18 protein-coding genes are annotated in these 18,244 nt (G+C 27.7%); 2 read left to right on the top strand and 16 right to left on the bottom strand.

Going from position 1 to position 18,244, the window contains the following annotated elements; translation table 11 throughout:
* Nucleotides 1-107: 107 nt before the first annotated feature.
* The 12 genes from IC219_RS11840 to IC219_RS11785 form a co-directional block, all read right to left on the bottom strand.
* The gene (locus tag IC219_RS11840; protein WP_227831232.1) at nt 108-920 is read right to left on the bottom strand and encodes a purine-nucleoside phosphorylase; all 813 of its coding nucleotides are present in this window, start codon (nt 918-920) and stop codon (nt 108-110) included.
* A gap of 68 nt (nt 921-988) precedes the next feature.
* Nucleotides 989-2,161 (bottom strand): phosphopentomutase, encoded by a 1,173-nt coding sequence (locus IC219_RS11835; RefSeq protein WP_227434143.1) that lies wholly within the window; start codon nt 2,159-2,161, stop codon nt 989-991.
* 41 nt (nt 2,162-2,202) lie between these two features.
* A complete protein-coding gene (locus IC219_RS11830; RefSeq protein ID WP_227831233.1) occupies nt 2,203-3,117 on the bottom strand; it encodes a tyrosine-type recombinase/integrase in 915 nt (304 codons plus the stop codon).
* An 11-nt stretch (nt 3,118-3,128) separates the two neighbouring features.
* Nucleotides 3,129-3,734: a stage II sporulation protein M gene (locus IC219_RS11825; RefSeq protein ID WP_227434141.1), complete on the bottom strand. Its 606-nt coding sequence runs from the start codon at nt 3,732-3,734 to the stop codon at nt 3,129-3,131.
* Nucleotides 3,735-3,802: 68 nt separating this feature from the next.
* Nucleotides 3,803-4,339 carry an NUDIX hydrolase gene (locus tag IC219_RS11820; RefSeq protein WP_227434140.1) on the bottom strand — a complete coding sequence of 179 codons (537 nt, stop codon included), beginning with the start codon at nt 4,337-4,339 and terminating at the stop codon, nt 3,803-3,805.
* A 1-nt stretch (nt 4,340) separates the two neighbouring features.
* Nucleotides 4,341-5,408 (bottom strand): DUF3866 family protein, encoded by a 1,068-nt coding sequence (locus IC219_RS11815; RefSeq protein ID WP_227434139.1) that lies wholly within the window; start codon nt 5,406-5,408, stop codon nt 4,341-4,343.
* Between the two features lie 4 nt (nt 5,409-5,412).
* A complete protein-coding gene (locus IC219_RS11810) occupies nt 5,413-6,237 on the bottom strand; it encodes a glycosyl transferase (protein WP_227434138.1) in 825 nt (274 codons plus the stop codon).
* A gap of 7 nt (nt 6,238-6,244) precedes the next feature.
* Nucleotides 6,245-6,937 carry a glycosyltransferase family 2 protein gene (locus IC219_RS11805; RefSeq protein ID WP_227434137.1) on the bottom strand — a complete coding sequence of 231 codons (693 nt, stop codon included), beginning with the start codon at nt 6,935-6,937 and terminating at the stop codon, nt 6,245-6,247.
* Nucleotides 6,938-6,960: 23 nt separating this feature from the next.
* Nucleotides 6,961-7,836 (bottom strand): copper transporter, encoded by an 876-nt coding sequence (locus tag IC219_RS11800; RefSeq protein ID WP_227434136.1) that lies wholly within the window; start codon nt 7,834-7,836, stop codon nt 6,961-6,963.
* A gap of 17 nt (nt 7,837-7,853) precedes the next feature.
* Nucleotides 7,854-8,975 carry a putative cytokinetic ring protein SteA gene (gene steA / locus IC219_RS11795; RefSeq protein ID WP_227434135.1) on the bottom strand — a complete coding sequence of 374 codons (1,122 nt, stop codon included), beginning with the start codon at nt 8,973-8,975 and terminating at the stop codon, nt 7,854-7,856.
* 408 nt (nt 8,976-9,383) lie between these two features.
* Nucleotides 9,384-10,208: a sporulation transcription factor Spo0A gene (spo0A, locus tag IC219_RS11790; protein ID WP_003424711.1), complete on the bottom strand. Its 825-nt coding sequence runs from the start codon at nt 10,206-10,208 to the stop codon at nt 9,384-9,386.
* A gap of 141 nt (nt 10,209-10,349) precedes the next feature.
* A complete protein-coding gene (locus IC219_RS11785) occupies nt 10,350-11,411 on the bottom strand; it encodes a SpoIVB peptidase S55 domain-containing protein (RefSeq protein ID WP_227434134.1) in 1,062 nt (353 codons plus the stop codon).
* A 160-nt stretch (nt 11,412-11,571) separates the two neighbouring features.
* Here IC219_RS11785 and IC219_RS11780 point away from each other — a divergent pair, with 160 nt between their 5' ends.
* Nucleotides 11,572-12,012: a GNAT family N-acetyltransferase gene (locus tag IC219_RS11780; protein WP_227434133.1), complete on the top strand. Its 441-nt coding sequence runs from the start codon at nt 11,572-11,574 to the stop codon at nt 12,010-12,012.
* Nucleotides 12,013-12,084: 72 nt separating this feature from the next.
* Complete coding sequence (locus IC219_RS11775; RefSeq protein ID WP_227831234.1) at nt 12,085-12,564, top strand: GNAT family N-acetyltransferase; 480 nt, start codon at nt 12,085-12,087, stop codon at nt 12,562-12,564.
* Nucleotides 12,565-12,643: 79 nt separating this feature from the next.
* Here the strand turns inward: IC219_RS11775 and IC219_RS11770 are convergent, their stop codons facing one another.
* The 4 genes from IC219_RS11770 to dxs form a co-directional block, all read right to left on the bottom strand.
* Nucleotides 12,644-13,510, bottom strand: coding sequence for a hypothetical protein (locus IC219_RS11770; RefSeq protein WP_227831235.1), 867 nt, complete (start codon nt 13,508-13,510; stop codon nt 12,644-12,646).
* A 215-nt stretch (nt 13,511-13,725) separates the two neighbouring features.
* Nucleotides 13,726-15,405, bottom strand: a complete 1,680-nt coding sequence (gene recN, locus IC219_RS11765) for a DNA repair protein RecN (protein ID WP_227434130.1) — start codon at nt 15,403-15,405, stop codon at nt 13,726-13,728.
* 19 nt (nt 15,406-15,424) lie between these two features.
* A complete protein-coding gene (locus tag IC219_RS11760) occupies nt 15,425-16,237 on the bottom strand; it encodes a TlyA family RNA methyltransferase (RefSeq protein ID WP_227434129.1) in 813 nt (270 codons plus the stop codon).
* A 119-nt stretch (nt 16,238-16,356) separates the two neighbouring features.
* Nucleotides 16,357-18,216: a 1-deoxy-D-xylulose-5-phosphate synthase gene (dxs, locus tag IC219_RS11755; protein ID WP_227831236.1), complete on the bottom strand. Its 1,860-nt coding sequence runs from the start codon at nt 18,214-18,216 to the stop codon at nt 16,357-16,359.
* Nucleotides 18,217-18,244 lie beyond the last annotated feature (28 nt).

Genomic DNA, 18,244 nt, shown 5'->3' with positions numbered 1-18,244 from the left:
TAAAAAACTGTCTCTTATTAGAAATACTTTTCTATATCAAGACAGCTCCTTATTAATTATTTTCAAATTGTACATTATCTATTTTATAATAAATTTACTTAAATCCTCTATAAATTCTTAACTGTACTCTTAACTAAGTTCAAAAACTCTGATTTGACTTTTTGAGTAGTTTGTATAACTTCTTCATGACTTAGTGGTTGATTTAAGATACCAGCAGCCATATTAGTTATACAAGATATACCAATAACATCAATATTAGAATGTCCTGCTACTATAACTTCTGGAACTGTTGACATTCCAACTGCATCAGCCCCCAATATTTGAGCCATTCTTACTTCTGCTGGTGTTTCATAATTAGGCCCACTAAAGAACATATATACACCTTCTTTTACATCTATATTGTATTCTTTAGCACACTCTTTAACTATATCTATATATTTACATGAATATGCATCTGACATATCTGGAAATCTATCTCCAAGTCTATCATCATTTTTTCCTACTAATGGATTACTACCACTAAAATTTATATGGTCTCTTATAATCATCAAATCCCCTGGTTTAAATTGCTTATTTACGCCACCAGCAGCATTAGTTACTACAATAATTTCGACTCCAAGAGCTTTCATAACTCTAACTGGAAAAGTGGCTTCTTTTTGAGAATAACCTTCATAGTAATGAAATCTTCCTTGCATAGCAATTACTTCTTTTCCTGCAAGCTTTCCAATAACAAGTTGCCCAGCATGTCCTTCTACTGTTGAAACAGGGAAATTTGGAATTTCGCTATATTTAATTATGACAGAATCTTCTATATCATTTGCTAAATCACCAAGCCCAGAACCTAATATTAGACCAACTTTAGGCTTTATATTAATTTTAGAATTTATAAATTTACTACTTTGTTCTATCTTTTCAAACATTCCAATCCCTCCATTCATTCTATTAAGATAATTTTTATTAGCTTATATATTTATCTTCTATTTAATATTTAAAATAAATCTTTTTTAAAACTCGTTCCATGTTTAGGCAGTTTTACATCCAATATATCTGCAACAGTTGCTCCAATATCAGCAAAAGTATCTTTTATTCCTAAATTAAATCCTTTTTTAATCTTACTACCATAAATCATTACTGGAATATATTCTCTTGTATGGTCTGTACCTTTATATGTTGGGTCATTTCCATGGTCTGCATTAATTATAAGAATATCATCTTCCCTCATATTGCTCATTATCTCAGGAAGCCTATTATCAAACTCTTCAAGTGCTTTCTTATATCCTTCTGGGTCTCTTCTATGACCATATTTTGAATCAAAATCAACAAGGTTTGAATATATCAAGCCTTTATTATCTTGTTTCATATATTTTAAAGTTTCATCTACTCCATCCATATTACTTTTAGTATGAATAGCTTCTGTAATTCCTTTACCATTAAAAATATCTTCTATTTTTCCAACAGCTAATACTTCAAGACCTGATTCTTTTATATTATCAAGTACAGTTGGTTCAAATGGGTCCAGTGAATAATCTCTTCTATTTGAAGTTCTAACAAATTCACCTGTTTTTTTACCTATAAATGGTCTGGCAATTACTCTAGCCACTGCATTATCACCCATCATTATTTCTCTAGCTATTTTACACATACTATACAACTCTTCTAGTGGAATCACCTCTTCATTAGCTGCTATTTGAAATACACTATCAGCTGAAGTATATACTATTACATCTCCAGTTTTTATTTGATGTTCTCCATATTCATCAATTATCACAGTCCCTGAAGCTGGCTTATTTCCTACTACTTTTCTTCCAGTTTTTTTCTCAAACTCTTCTATAATTTCTTTTGAAAATCCATGTTCAAATGTTTTAAAAGGTTTATCAACTATTATCCCAGTCATTTCCCAGTGACCAGTAGTAGTATCTTTTCCTTGAGACATTTCCTTACATTTTCCAAAGCATCCTATTGGCTCTTTTTCATCTTCAAAAAAATCTACACCATCTATATTTCCTATACCTAATTTTCTCATATTAGGAATTTGTATTTCTGGATATTCTTTAAATATATTTCCAAGAGTACTTACATCCTTACTGTCTCCAAAATTTTCAGCATCAGGCAATGCTCCTATTCCAACACTATCAATTACAATCCAAATTACTCTGCTCATATAAATATGCTCCTTTTAAATTATAAAATTTGCTATATAGTCTATTTAGCTTCTACTTTTTGTAACTCTATATCAATATCATTTCTAGGATGTTTTTCTTTTATTTCTCTTCTCACGTTTTTATCTATGTGGTTTAAATATACTTGTAAACTAGACAAATTAACATTTCCTAAGATTTTACTTACAACAGCAATGTTAGCACCTTCATTCAAAAGATGAATAGCAAATGAATGTCTAAGCATTGTAGGATTTATGTTTTTATCTATATTAGCTAAATTAGAATATTTTTTTATAACTTTCCAAAGACCTTGTCGTGTGAATCTTTGTCCTAATGAACTTACAAATAATGACTTTTCACCTTCTACAGCTATTTTAGGTCTTGCTTCTTTTAAATATTTATCTAAATAAAGTTTTGTAATATCACAAAGAGGTATCACTCTTTGGCTTTTACAGCATGAACTACAATATATATAGTCAATATCCAAGTCAACATCGTCTACATTCATATCTACTAGCTCTGATACTTTTATACCTGTACCATATAATACTTCAAAAATAGCCTTGTCCCTAATTAATTTAGGTGTTGTTAACTTAGGAAAATTTAATAATCTTTCAATTTCTTCTTCTGTAAGTATATTTATATTTTCTTTTTTTACCTTAGGTTTTTTTATATCCTTTGCAGGATTATTTGTACATACATGATTTAAAAATAAATAATCATGAAAAGATTTTATAGATGATATCATCCTTGCTATTGTAGCTATTGATACATTATCTTTTTCCAACTTTATTAAATAACTTATAATATCATTTTCTACTATATCTACTAGTTTAATGCTTTTTTGATTTATATATTCCATATATTTTTTTATATCCATAAAGTATGATGCCACTGTGTTCTCTGATAATTTTTTTTTATCTTTTATGTAATCTATATATCCCTCTATAATATCCATTATAAACTCCTTTATTTAACTAGGAACTTAATAATACCAATACTTACAGTATTTAATATTAATTGCAACCCCAATGATAGTGCTATTATAATTATAATATTTAGTATGTACCTCTTAATTAAAAACTGCATATTTCTTCTATTTTTCTTTTTAAATTCATAAACCATCTCTTTAAAATAGCTTAAACTAATTAATGTTAATATGATTGCACATGGAATAATAATCAAATTTTTAAATAATATTATCAAAATCATTTTTGCACTCTTAAATTTTAATGCCAATATAAAACTATTTATTGTGTATCCAATTGACATTCCCTTTAAGACAAAAATTACTAATACTGCTGGAATTGTTACTACAAATAGACTTAATAGAGCTATCGAGCCCATAAAGATTGTATCTGACTTTAAATTTTGTAGAACGGTATCTTTTACATTTATATTTAGATTATAATACTCTACAGCAGGATTTATATTGTTTAATATATTATCATTAGAACCTGGTAATATTTTATTTATATAGGACCCAATAACAATAGACATCATAAACAACAATCCTATAATAATTATTTGTCTATTTAATTCTCTAAAATCATTTTTTCTATATGTTTTTCTCAATTTTATTCCCCCTTGTCCTTTATAAAATAATATGCTGTAGGACAAGGGGTTATTCATTTTTATAAATATTAATTTTTAAACATATCTTTTACTAATAATAATCCAATAGAAGTTTTTGCATCTTCAACATCATTTTTTAATACCATATTATAGGCTTCTTCAAGTTCAACTTCGTAAACATCTAAAAATTCATCTGCATCTAGATTATTTTCTCCTGGAGTAAGACCTGTTGCCAAATATACAAACATTATCTCATTAGAAAAACCTGCTGAAGTGAAAAATTTATGTATTAGCTTAATATTTTTTGCACTATAACCAGTTTCTTCTTTTAGCTCCCTCTCAGCACATTCTTTAGGACTTTCATTTTTTTCTAGCTTACCAGCTGGAATTTCAAAAATTGGTTTTTCTATAGGTTTTCTAAATTGCTTCACTAATACAACTTTATTATCATCTGTAATTGCAACTATTCCTACTGCACCACCAACTTCTACTAATTCCCTCTTTTGATATCCTTGTCCTGGAATTTCAACAGTATCGACCTTTAAAGTAATTACCTTACCTGTATAAACTCTATCACTACTAATAGTTTTTTCTTCTAATACCATCTTAAACCTCCATTAAGTAATATGCTGCTGTACTTGCAGCTTTGAAAAATGCCTCATCTTGCTCATAATTTCTTCCCATACTTTTTACTTTTAGATTAAAATAGTCTAAATCCTCTTTCGTTTTATTATTATCTATATAAATTATATTATGCTTTTTATCTAAACCACTAGTTTTAACTTGTTCTTTTATAAATTTTAATTTTTCATCATCATATATAGTTATTGGTATATCTATATTTACATTTACAATTTCTTCAAATACAGTCATACTGTGATGTGAAATACCTTGATGCCTTTCTCGTTTGTCAGCAAAACTAATTCTTGGAATTGCTATTGCTTGTCCTCCAAGCTTTATTACAGCATCAAGAATTGGACCTTGTTCAATTCCTGTAAATCCATATTTAGTACCTGTACCAGCAATTCCTGGTCCCATACTTACAAATACTACATCGGCTTTTAATATTTCTTTTGCTGTAATCAATGCAGTGTATATATTTATACACTCATAGTCTCCCCCAAATGCATTTCCTATAGTTATTGTACTATCTATTAATTTTTTTTCTTTTAAAGTATCTACATTTTTACTTAAATAAATTGGAAGAGATGCTCCATCAGTCATTATATATACTAGTTTCTTATTCGGGTTATTTCTTTTAAATGAAGCTACAAATGGAGTTAACATACTATGAAGAGTTCCTACTACAACAGGAAGGCCTTCTAACTCTGTAAAATCATCAAATTTATCATGATAAATGCTTTCTTGTTCCTCAACAGCGTCTACCTTTATTTGAAGTGGTGTATATCTAAGTTTCATTATATGACCACCTTCAATTAAACTAGATTCCAAATTGTTTAAATTAGTTATTACAAAATGGTATCCACCAGTTCCTAGACTTAGTTCTACTGCTGTTGTATTTAAAACTACTTCATCCCCTATATCTACTACTCCAGACAGTTTTGGATAATTGTATGCTCTTTGTATTTCTCCATTTATATTTACTCTTATATCATCCAACGTTTCAGTTTGACTTACAATTGACTCAACAATCCCCACTCTTTTGCTTATCATAATGCTACCTTCCCAACTTATCTATAAAATTTAATAATTTATTTTTTTCTATTATTTTAGTCAATGAGTATTTTTCGGTAAATATATGCATAATAACTACAAATATTAACCATCCCAGTCTGATATTAAATGGATATCCAAAAGAAATTAGAATTCCAATAGACATTCCAAGAACATTTGAACCAGTATCTCCCATCATTGCTCTTGCCTTTAAATCATAATTAAAGTATGCAAGTACATTTGGAACTATAAGCAGTGGAAGAACTTGAACAAATCCTGTCAATGTTAAAAATACAATCACCATTATAAATAAATATGCTTTTATTGCTCTTCCTGGTCTTAAATCTAAAAGATTCATTAAATTGGTTGATAGAGCTATTATTAATGTATTTACTATTATATCTATTATGTCTTTTGATATAGACACAGAAACTATAAGTCCTACAAATCCACCAAACAAGGCCTTAAAGCCTCCAGTTGTAAGACTTCCTTTAAATAAACTTTTAAAGTGACCTTTTAGACCACTTACATTTCTATTTCCAATAATATCGTCTAGTATTCCTGCAAAAAACATGGATATCATACCAAACATAAACATAAATATATATGCTAAATCTCTATATTCTGTAGTAAAAAATGCAAGTATTATTCCATTAATCACAAGCATAGGTAAAAATACAATTCCCATACTTACTGGTATCATATCTTTTTTGTAGTTTGGTCTAAGTATATTTCCATTTATCAATAAATTTTTAAATAGTGGTATTGCAGCATAGGTTCCAAATAATCCTGTTAATAATAAAATGGTATAAAGTATATAATCTTTCACTAAGATACTACCTCCATTCTTTCTTTTTTTGTCCTAAAACCTTTTTTATATGATAATACTGCTTGCCTCTATGAATAAATCCTTTTAAATTTCTGCCAGTTTCATTATGAGTCATGTTTACTAATACTTCTTTAATTTTAAAACCATACTTTAGTATATCAATCGTCATTCCAACTTCAACACCATATCCAAAAGGTATTTCATCAAATTTTTCTAAAACTTCTCTTTTAAATATTCTTTGACCTGACAGAGTTGCATCTAGTTCAACTCCTGTCATCTCAAAAACAGAATTTTTAGCTAAACCTTTTACAAATCCCAGACCTCCTTTTTTCTTTGCAGGAGGAAACTTTGCTATAGTAACATCAGCTTCACCATTTAATATTGGTACAATTAATTTTTCAATTTCTTTAGCCGAACTACCTAGATCTCCATCCAAAAATCCTATAATATTTGCGCTTTTCATTGATACTTTAAGCCCATAGTTTAAAGCATATCCTTTACCTCTGTTTTTATCTAACTTAAAAAATTTAATTTTTTCATTCTTTAATTCAGATACAACCTTAGCAGTATTATCTGTTGAACCATCATCTACAACTACTATTTCATTTATTTCTTTAATTCCAACTATACTTTCTAATGTATAGTTTATTCTACTTTCTTCATTATAAGCTGGTATTATTATACTTATATAAGAATCCATTTTTTCTCTCCTTAAAATTATTTCTATTTTATAGATGGCAACAATGAAGTTGCAGTATCTAATCTACCAAAATTACCAACTATATTACCTTGTTGTAAAAGCATAGCTAGAGATACACTTCCTACACCTTCATCAATATTATCTATAGTTGCAACTTTATTTTTAGAATATAATTCTACATAAGAAGTTTTAACTCCTGTATTTTGAACTTCTACTAAATATTTATTTTCTGATTTTATTTTTGAAACTACAAATTTTTCTATTTTGTCAAATTGTTTTGTATTATCTTTTGCATCATTTCCACCAGCTATTACAACAGATTCATATTTTAGATATGTGTCACCAATAGAGTTAAATTTTATTACATCTAGTTCTTGAAGATATGTCAAAATGTCACTTGCATCTTCCTTTTTCAAGGTATCAATTATATAATTAACTGCATCATTTGTATTTTTAATTTCTGTACCTAATTTACTTGAGATTTCTTTTAATTTTTCTGGATTTGTTATATTTTCTTTTAACACTATGTTAAATGCAACACTACCATTAGATTTGTTTATTATATCTTCTATATTTTTTGTATAATCATCATTTTCATTAGCTGATATTATTCCTATACTTTTTCCACTTAATGAACCAATTAAAACCTTGTCCACATTTTTATTTATAAAATTAATTGCTTCTTCATAATCTTTATTTACCTTTGCTAAATCTACATCAAGTTTATCATTTTTTTCTTTTAAAATATTAAATTTATCATCCAAGTCATTTATTATATTTGCTTGCTGCTCGCTTAATTGTTGATTATTATTTAAATTAAATCCTACTAACATGCCTATACCCAAAGCTATAAATATAGCCCCAATAGTGACTATATAATATTTCATATTAATATGCATATTTATCCTCCTAAAATTTACATCTGTAATAATACCTTAAATTTCAATTGCATTAACTGTATAAATTGTTGAACTCCTGGTGACAATGATGCAACTACCAGCACAGGAAATAATGCTGTTGCTATTAACGCCCATATGTACTTTATCTTTAGCTTACTTCTATATAACAAGTTAACTCCTTTAGCATCTATAAGCTTAGAACCTATCTTTAGTCTAACTAGAAAAGTACTTGCCATTCCCTTTCTTCCTTTTTCAAGGAAATCAATCATATTTGAATGTGTCCCCACTGCTACTATTAACTCTGCTTTATACTCATACGCAATAAGCATAGCTATATCTTCACTAGTTCCTGGTGCAGGAAATACAACTGCATCCAAACCTAGTTCTTGAACTCTCTTAAGACCTGGTGCTCTACCATCTGTATAAGCATGTACTACTATTTCACTAGCTTTTTTTAAAGCTTCATCGCTTACACTATCCATATCTCCCACAATTACATCTGGAGTATATCCAAACTCAATTAAAGCATCTGCGCCTCCATCAACACCAACTAGAACAGGTTTTACCTCTTCTATGTATGAAAGCATTGTACTTAAATCCTCTTTATAGTCCTGACCTCTTACAACTATTAATACATGCTTATTTGCATAATTAGTTTGTACTTTTGGAATTTCTACTTCACCAAGTATAAATCCTTTTTCTTTTTTAGCATAATCTATAGTATTGTCTATAAATCTATCTAATTCTACGGCTAAGTTTTCATAAGCAGCCTTTATTTGATACGAAACTTCATACTTATCTAAAACTTCACCTGCACCTAAAAACTCTCCTTCTCTATATATCTTTCCATCTATAACTTCTATAGTCTGTCCTTCTTTTAATTCTTCAAATAATTCTTCTCCAATATTATCAATTATTAAGATATTATTCTCAGTCAATATTCCTGGACCTTTATTAGGATATCTACCACTTATAGAAGGAGCCGCATTTATGACAAGTTTTATTTTGGCTTCTACCAAAGAGTTTGCAGCAACTTCATCTATGTCTATATGATTTATAACTGCTATTTCCCCACTTTCAACTCTTTTAGCAAGCTTTTTAGTTTTTCGATCTACTTTTATAGGGGCCTCGACTCTCATTTTTAAACCTCCACTATCATTATTAAAATCACATTATATTATAGCATTACTTAAGAATAAAATAAATGTTTTAAGTTGGTCTTACATCTTTAATCATTATAACACTATATTTTATGATTTTTTTATTTAATACTTTTTGTAATATACTTTAAAAATTAATGTTTCGACTTGTTAAAGTATATTTTTATATTAAAAAACAAATCAACATTAATCTACAACTGACAAAGGTACATAATATGGCCATATTATAATAAAATTATATTAAATAAATAATAAAGAAAAAATAAAGCTTTTATTATATATTAAAACAGCAAAACGGTATAACCCTATTGGTTATACCGTTTTGCTGTTTGTAATGCATATTTATTGCCAATACCTTCATTAAAAGGTCTTACTTTTTCTGTCTATTTATTTAACCATACTATGTTCTAATCTTAATTTATCAGCAATCATTGCTATAAATTCTGAATTAGTTGGTTTTCCTTTAGTATTGTGTACCGTATATCCAAATAATTGATTTATTGTGTCAACTTTGCCTCTACTCCATGCAACTTCTATGGCATGTCTTATTGCTCTCTCAACTCTACTTGGTGTTGTATTGAATTTTTTAGCTATACTTGGATATAACTCTTTTGTTACTGCACCTAAAAGTTCAACATTATCAATGACCATTTTTATAGCTTCTCTTAGATATAAATACCCTTTTATATGAGCTGGTACTCCTATTTCGTGTATTATATTTGTGATTTCTGTTTCTATATTACCTACATTTTTAACGAAATCACTTCTTGTCATTTGAGTTTCTTGAACTGGTCTAGGCTTTGGCTCTACTTGAGTAACTCTATTAGAAACTAGTTCTCTAATTCTGTTTATAAACACAACAAAATCAAACGGCTTTACTATGTAGTAATCTGCTCCTAGATTTATTGCGCTTTGAGTTATCTTATCTTGACCTACTGCTGATAGTACTATTATTTTTGGCATTTTAGGTATATCCATAGTATTTAATTTTTCAATTACACCTAATCCATCCAGATGTGGCATTATTACGTCTAATATTAATAAATCTGGTTGTGTCTTTTTTACTAAATCTAATGCTTCAATCCCATCTTTAGCTATGCCTAATATATCGATATCATCCTCATTAGACAAATACTCTTTTAATACCTGACAAAAATCCTTATTGTCGTCTGCTAAAACTATTTTGATTTTTTCCACTAAAAATCCCCCCATTAAAAAACATCTTCTTATTACAGAAAACTAAACTTTTTACACAAATTGTTCCTAATTATCTACTCTAAAGCATATTCGACACTTCAAAATTATATTCCTCCTAGATAAGTGATAAAATAATAAATTTTTTTAATGCCTCACCTACAATTTTATCATTTCATCTATAAAAATACCATATCCTTTTTTCGGATTATCTCTAAAAACATGAGTTATTGCACCAATAATTTTATTATTTTGTATTATTGGAGCCCCACTCATCCCTTGTACAATCCCCCCTGTGTATTCCAATAACTTATCATCTACAACTTTTATTACCATATCTCTATAATTTCCTTTATCATATACTATACTTTCTATTTTTATATCATAGCTTGTTATATTTTTGTTTTTGTCTTCAAAAAGAATTATTGCATCCCCTATTTTTACATCTTGAGGTCTTCCAACTTCGATTAATTGTAATTCTTTATTTGCTAAATTAAATTCTTTATTTTGTTTTTCTGTAATATTACCACTTATACCTAATTTTGAGTTATTCGAAAAATTTCCCATCAGATTACTATCATTAAAATCACCTTTTATTCTGCCTACTTTTTCATTACTAGCTTTTAATATTTTTAGTTTTTCTGGTTTATATATATACCCTTGCTTAATCTTTAATAGTTCATTAGTGTCCGAATCTTTTATAGCATGACCAATTGCTTTAAATTTTTCCATATTAGGGTCATAAAAAGTCATAGTTCCAATTCCAGATATCTTATCTCTCACCCATAATCCAAGTTTATAATTACCATTTTCTTTTTTAGTTTCTATTGTCTCTGTTTTATATTTATTTTTTCTTTCAAAAGTCACTTCTACTTTACTTTTTTTAGCTTCATTTAAAATTTTTGATACATCCTGACTATCTTTTATTTTTTTATTATCTATTTTTACTATATTGTCGCCAATCTGTATGCCTCCAATATAATCTACATCCTCTTCCTCATATCCTAAAACCAATACACCATCTGTATTTGCTTTCACTCCAATTATATTTCCAAGTGGATATACATATTTTTTATCATGATTCTTAATTGTAAAAGTTTCTATTGGGGTCTCCTTATTCATATTACAATTTTTATTTTGAAAAATTATAACCATCATAAAAATCGATACAGCTCCTAATATTATCCAAATATTTTTGAAATTCTTATTTATTTTGTTCATATATTCATCTACTCCTATGCTGTATTATTATGTATTTATAATTCCTTTTTCGTAAAAATTTATTCATTTAAAAACCTCGTTGTATATCTTACTAAGTGCTTTTTATCCTATAATATGGTAGTATTATATTGTGGTAAAAAGTTTGAAGGGCGGTAATATTTTGAAATTAAATGTAAGAATTGCAGATATAAATAATTGGCATGATTTAGTTAATTTGTCTGTAGATAAGAATCAATTAGATTATATAGAAAGCAATGCACTTTCTATTGCTGAGTCTAAGTTTATAACAGCTTGGATACCTGTTGGAATATATGATGACAATATACTGATAGGATTTGCTATGTACGGTCGCCTAGAAGATGACAGAGTTTGGCTTGATAGATTCATGATTGACTCAAAGTATCAAGGTAAAGGATATGGAAAAGCATCCTTAGATTTCCTTATAAATCATCTTAAAAATGAATATAATTGCAATGAGTTATACCTTAGTATATTCGATAACAACAAAATGGCTATTGGACTTTACAAAAGCTTTGGATTTGAGTTTAATGGAGAACTTGACTATGGTGGAGAAAAGGTCATGGTATTAAAATCTAATTGATATTAATAAAAATATATATCTATCAAGGAGGTGAAATCATTATATAAATATATTTATATAATGATAAATAAAATGACTCAAAATGTAATTTTAAAATTTGTTGAAGAAAATGATTTAGAAAATCTTGAAAATGTAAAGATTTTATTCACTGAATACTCAAATTCATTGAATATAGATTTGTGTTTCCAGGACTTTAATAATGAATTAAAAACACTTCCAGGAAAGTATAAAAAACCTTCAGGCTCATTAATACTAGCATTTGTTGATGAAAATTTAGCAGGTTGTGTTGCATTAAAAAAACTTGAAGATGATGTATGTGAATTAAAAAGGTTATATGTAAGAGATAAATTTAGAGGACTTAAAATAGGAAAAATATTATTAGAAGAAATCGTAAAAGAAGCCAAAAAGATTGGATATACATATATGAGACTAGATACTCTTCCAAGCATGAAAAGCGCTCAAGGTTTATACGAAAAAATTGGTTTTTATGATATAAATCCTTATACTTATAATCCAATTGAAGGGGCTAGATATATGGAGCTAAAATTATAAATAAAAAAATAGAGTATAAATAAAATTATAGATGTTTTATTTATACTCTATTTTATTGATTAAATTATTTTAAATATATTTATTTCTCTAAATCTTCCAAACCAACACTTATATCTTCAGTTATATCTTTTATATATTCTATTCCATTATTGTATGTAAGCTTTGCTTTGATATAAATTATATCATTAATATCCTTTTTAGGAAAATTAGCCTCATAATTTACTTGCTCTCTATCTATATTATCATCTTTACTACCATTTGATAATTTAGCAGACTTAGCTTTATATACAGTATCACCTTTACCTTCATTTACAATAATATCTACATTTTCTAACTTTATATCATCATAAACTTTATTTTTTGATTTTTCACTTTCATGATTAAATAAATTGCTGTTTTCCAATATTTCAATAAAGTATTCCTTATTGTCCCTTATTCCATAATTAAATACAGGTGGTTCAGGCATATAATCAGACTTAGTCAATTTTTGAACATCTGAACTTTCAGATATTGTACCACTTGTAACTACTTTATAATCATATTCACTACCTGTAGTTATTTTTATTTCACAAGTATATGATAATTCCCCATGCTTTGTCATCTCAATCTCATTCCATTTATCACTATCTGCTTTATACATAAAGATTACTTTTCCATCCTTGCCAAGTTTGCTCAATTGTGTATCTACATCAATTACACATTCGTCTTTTTCTAATTTTTTAACTTTTAAATCAATACTTTTTGTTATATAACTTTTTGACATTTCTTCATTAATTATATTGCTAATATCTGACTTAGTATTCATAATTTCTTGTGATAAATAATCTAATTTATCATTAGAAGTGTCAAGATTATTCTTGATACTATTAATAGTTAATAAAATATACCCTAATACTATAATAACTATGATTATAAAAATTAAGTGCATAGTATTTTTTTTATTCATTTAATACCCCCCCCACTACTACTTTAATACATAATATTATACTCAAAAACTTAAATTTTTTACAGTTACAAGTCTATACAAGATTTATTTAAATTATAATTTTTATTTATTTTTGATATCCAGATAAAATATTTTAAAATATTTTCATCATAAAAAATAGATGTAAAGTATCTAGATTAAATATTCTCTACATCTATTTAAAATAAGCTCTTTCACTAACACTTTTTAGCCATTTCAATAATTTCGCTTGCATGTTCTATAGTTTTTTCTGTTATATTATTACCTGCTATAAGTCTTGCAATTTCATTTTTTCTTTGAGATTGATTTAATTTCTTAACATTTGTAAATGTTCTATTATTTGAAGTATCTTTTTCTATACAATAATGGGTATCTGCATTTGCAGCAATTTGAGGTAAATGAGTTATACATATTATTTGTTTTTTCTTTGCTATATCACTCAATTTCTCACCAACAATTTGTGCAGCTATGCCACTTATCCCTGTATCTATTTCATCAAATACTAAAGTATCTATATCATCTATATCAGCTAATATAGTCTTAAATGCCAACATAAATCTAGACATTTCACCACCTGATGCAACTTTATATATAGGTTTGATATCTTCTCCTAAATTAAAAGATATCATAAATTCAATATCATCTATTCCATTTAAAGTAAATGAACTTTCTTCAAAATTGACTTTGAACATTACATTTTTCATATTTAGACTCTTTAATTCATCAAGAAGTACTTCCTCTAATTGAATTGCCACTTTATTTCTTGCTTTAGTCAGTTTGCTAGCTTTTACTTTTAGCTCTTCTTCTATTTTTATTAATTGATTTTTTAATTGTTCAACTCTTTCATCTCTATTTAATATCTCATCTAGTCTATCTTTTGTCTTTTCATAATATTCAAATATAGCTTCTATACTATCTCCATATTTTCTTCTTAAGTTATTAATCTCATCAATTCTAAGTTCAATCTGTTCTAATTCATAAGGTTCAAAATCTATATTATCTTTGTAATTTCTTATATCACTAGATATATCTTGTAGTTCATACATTATTCTTTCTATAGTTTCACTATATTCACTTAAAACACTGTCATATTTAGATATATCATTAAGCTCTTTAGATGCAATACCTATCAAGTCAATAACATTATATTCACCATTATGTAATTTACTGTAACTTAAGTTTAAATTATTATATATCTTTTCACTATTTCTATAGACATCTCTTTGTTTTAATAAATCTTCATATTCATTTTTATTTAAATTTGCAGCCTCAATTTCATTTATTTGAAACCTTAATAAATCTATTTCTCGTTGAATCTGCATATCATCTTTATTTTCTGTTAAAGAGTTCAAAGCTCTCTTTACTTCGCTGTATTTGTAATAAATTTTTCTATAATCATCTTTAAACTTATCTAGTTCATTTTCTCCAAATAAGTCTAAAAATTTTAAGTGTGTATCCTTATTGAATAAAGCTTGATTTTGATGTTGACCATGTATATCTATAAGTGTAGATGCAATTTCCTTTAGAAAAGATACTTTAACAGTCCTTCCATTTACTCTAGCAGTACTTTTCCCATCTGAATATATCAATCTAGTTATAACCAATAAATTATCATCTTCTATACTTATATCATTTTCATCTAATATCTTTTTTAGATACACGTTATCTGAGAAAAATATAGCTTCAACAAGTCCCTTATCTGTACCTTTTCTTAGAAAAGACCTGTCATATTTCTCACCTAGACAAAGTCCAAGCGCATCTATTATTATAGATTTTCCTGAACCAGTTTCTCCCGTAAGTATATTTAAGTTTTTATCAATACCCAGCCTTAGTTCTTCAACTAAGGCACAATTTTTCATATATAATTCGAGGATCAAGTCTAAGCCCCCTTTTATTCTATTTATCTAAATTATGAGAAGCCTCAACGACTTCCACTATTTTTTTGTCATACATATCACTATCAAATTCATATCCTTCATTTCCATTCTTTAAATGAATTAGATATTCTATATTTCCTTCTGGACCCTTAATTGGAGAAAAATCTAATCCTAAAATTTCAAATCCATTTTGCACTGAAAAATCAGAAATCATTTTTATAACTTCTATATGTGTAGATTTTTCTCTAACTACACCTTTTTTACCTACCTTTTCTCTTCCTGCTTCAAATTGAGGTTTTATCAAGGCTACAATTTCTCCATTATTAATAACTAATTCTTTTGCTTTTGGAAGTACTAGTTTCAATGATATAAAAGATACATCAATTGATGCAAAATCTGCAAATTGCTTTGTATCTTCTATTGTTACATTCCTTATGTTTGTTCTTTCCATACACACAACTCTATCATCTTGTCTCAATTTCCACGCAAGCTGACCATAACCAACATCTATGGAAAATACTTTTATAGCTCCATTTTTTAGCATACAGTCTGTAAAACCACCCGTAGATGCTCCTATATCCATACATACTTTTCCATCAATAGTTAAGTCGAAGTTCTTCATTGCTTTTTCAAGCTTTAATCCACCCCTACTAACATATGGTATTGGGTTTCCTTTTACTTCTATAGCACAATCCTCTTTTACTTCTGTACCTGCCTTATCACATCTTTGATTATCAACAAAAACTAATCCAGCCATTATTGCTTTTTTAGCTCTTTCTCTACTTTCAAAATGCCCTTGCTCTACTAACAATAAATCTATTCTTTTCTTCATAAAATTACCTTTCTGTTAAAAGCTACTTTAATATTGACTAAAGTAGCTTGAAGTAACACACTTGATATTTATTCTAAGTGACAAATTTTAAATTTTATATTAAATTTAATCCATATTATTTATATTAACTCTCTTAATTTATCAGCAATGCACTTTGGCGATAATCCTACAAAATTATATAGTTCATCTGCATTGCCATGTTTTATAAACTCTTCTGGTATTGCTATATTAAGTATATTTACTTTATATCCATTATCTATAATAAATTTACTTATTCTACTTCCAAATCCGCCAGTAATAACATTATCTTCTACTGTAACTACATTTTTATGATTCTTAAATAAAGTATGCAACATATCTTCATCCATAGGCTTTAAAAATCTAGCATTAACTATTGTTGGATTTATACCTTCTTCTAACAATATTTCTTTAGCTTCTAGAGCATGTTTCACCATATTCCCAATAGAAAGTATGACTGTATCTTGTCCATCATCTAATATCTCATATTTTCCTAACTTAATTTCTTTGTATTCTCCTTTATTTAGGTAATAACTATTTCCTCTTGGATATCTAATTGCCAATGGAGAATCCAATTTTAATGATAAATCCATCATAAGTTCCATTTCTCTTGTATCTTTTGGAGCCATCACTACAATATTTGGAATAGAATTTAAGTAACTTAAATCAAACATACCATGATGAGTTTCACCATCATTTCCAACTAGACCAGCTCTATCTATAAGAAAAGTAACTGGTTTTTTTGTTATACATACATCATGAATAACTTGGTCATATGCTCTTTGTAAAAATGATGAATATACAGCAAAATAAGGCTTCATACCATTTTTTGCAAGACCTGCCGCAAACCCTGTTGCATGTTGTTCAGCTATACCAACATCATAATATCTTTTTGGGTAAGCACTTTCAAATAAGTTTAATCCTGTTCCAGATGGCATTGCAGCTGTTATAGCTACTATTTCTTCGTTTTTGCTAGCCATCTCAACCAATTTTTCACCAACACTAACCGACATAGACTTAACTTTAGGAGATGTTACACCTGTCTTTATATCAAACTTTGATACTCCATGATATTTATCAGGTTGTTCCTCTGCAAATTTATATCCTTTTCCTTTTTTTGTAATAACATGTAAAAGCACAGGGCCTTTTTTATGTTTAGCTTTTCTAAGTGTTTCTATTAATTCTTTAGTATTATGACCATCTATAGGACCATAATATTTTATACCTAATGAATCAAAAAATGAACAATCTTGAGGAGAAAAACTATATATTAATTTGTCCTTAAATCTATGTGCAGTCTTAGATAAAATTTCACCTGTTGATGTAACATTTAAAATCTTATCAACTTCATCTGTCATTTTAACAACTGTTGAATTTCTTATAATACTTGATAGATATTTAGACATTCCGCCAACATTTTTATCTATAGACATCTCATTATCATTAAGAATTACTATCATATTAGTATTTATATATCCCAATTGATTTAAAGCTTCAAGTGCCATACCTCCAGTTATAGAACCATCTCCAATTACAGATATAACACTATAGCTTTCTTTTTTTATATCTCTAGCACAGGCAATACCTGTTGCCACAGAAATAGATGTACTGCTATGTCCTGTGTCGAAAATATCATGAGGACTTTCACTCTCCTTTGGAAAACCACTTAGTCCGTTGAATTGTCTTAAAGATACAAAACAATCTTTTCTTCCAGTAACCATTTTGTGAACATAAGACTGATGTCCTACATCCCATACAAATTTATCTTTAGGGCTGTCAAACACTTTATGAAGTGCTAATGTTAACTCAACTACACCTAAGTTAGAAGCTAAGTGTCCTCCTGTCTTGGAAACAGATTTTACTAAAAACTTTCTTATATCCTTTGCAAGTAAATCCATTTCTTCTATGCTCATATTTTTTATATCTTTTGGAGAATTTACTTTATCTAAATATTTATACATATTATCCTCACCTTTTATTTTGTAAATT

Source organism: Clostridioides sp. ES-W-0018-02 (assembly GCF_020658175.1).
Classification (GTDB): Bacteria; Bacillota; Clostridia; order Peptostreptococcales; family Peptostreptococcaceae; genus Clostridioides.
This window is presented reverse-complemented; position numbering and strand designations above follow the sequence as displayed.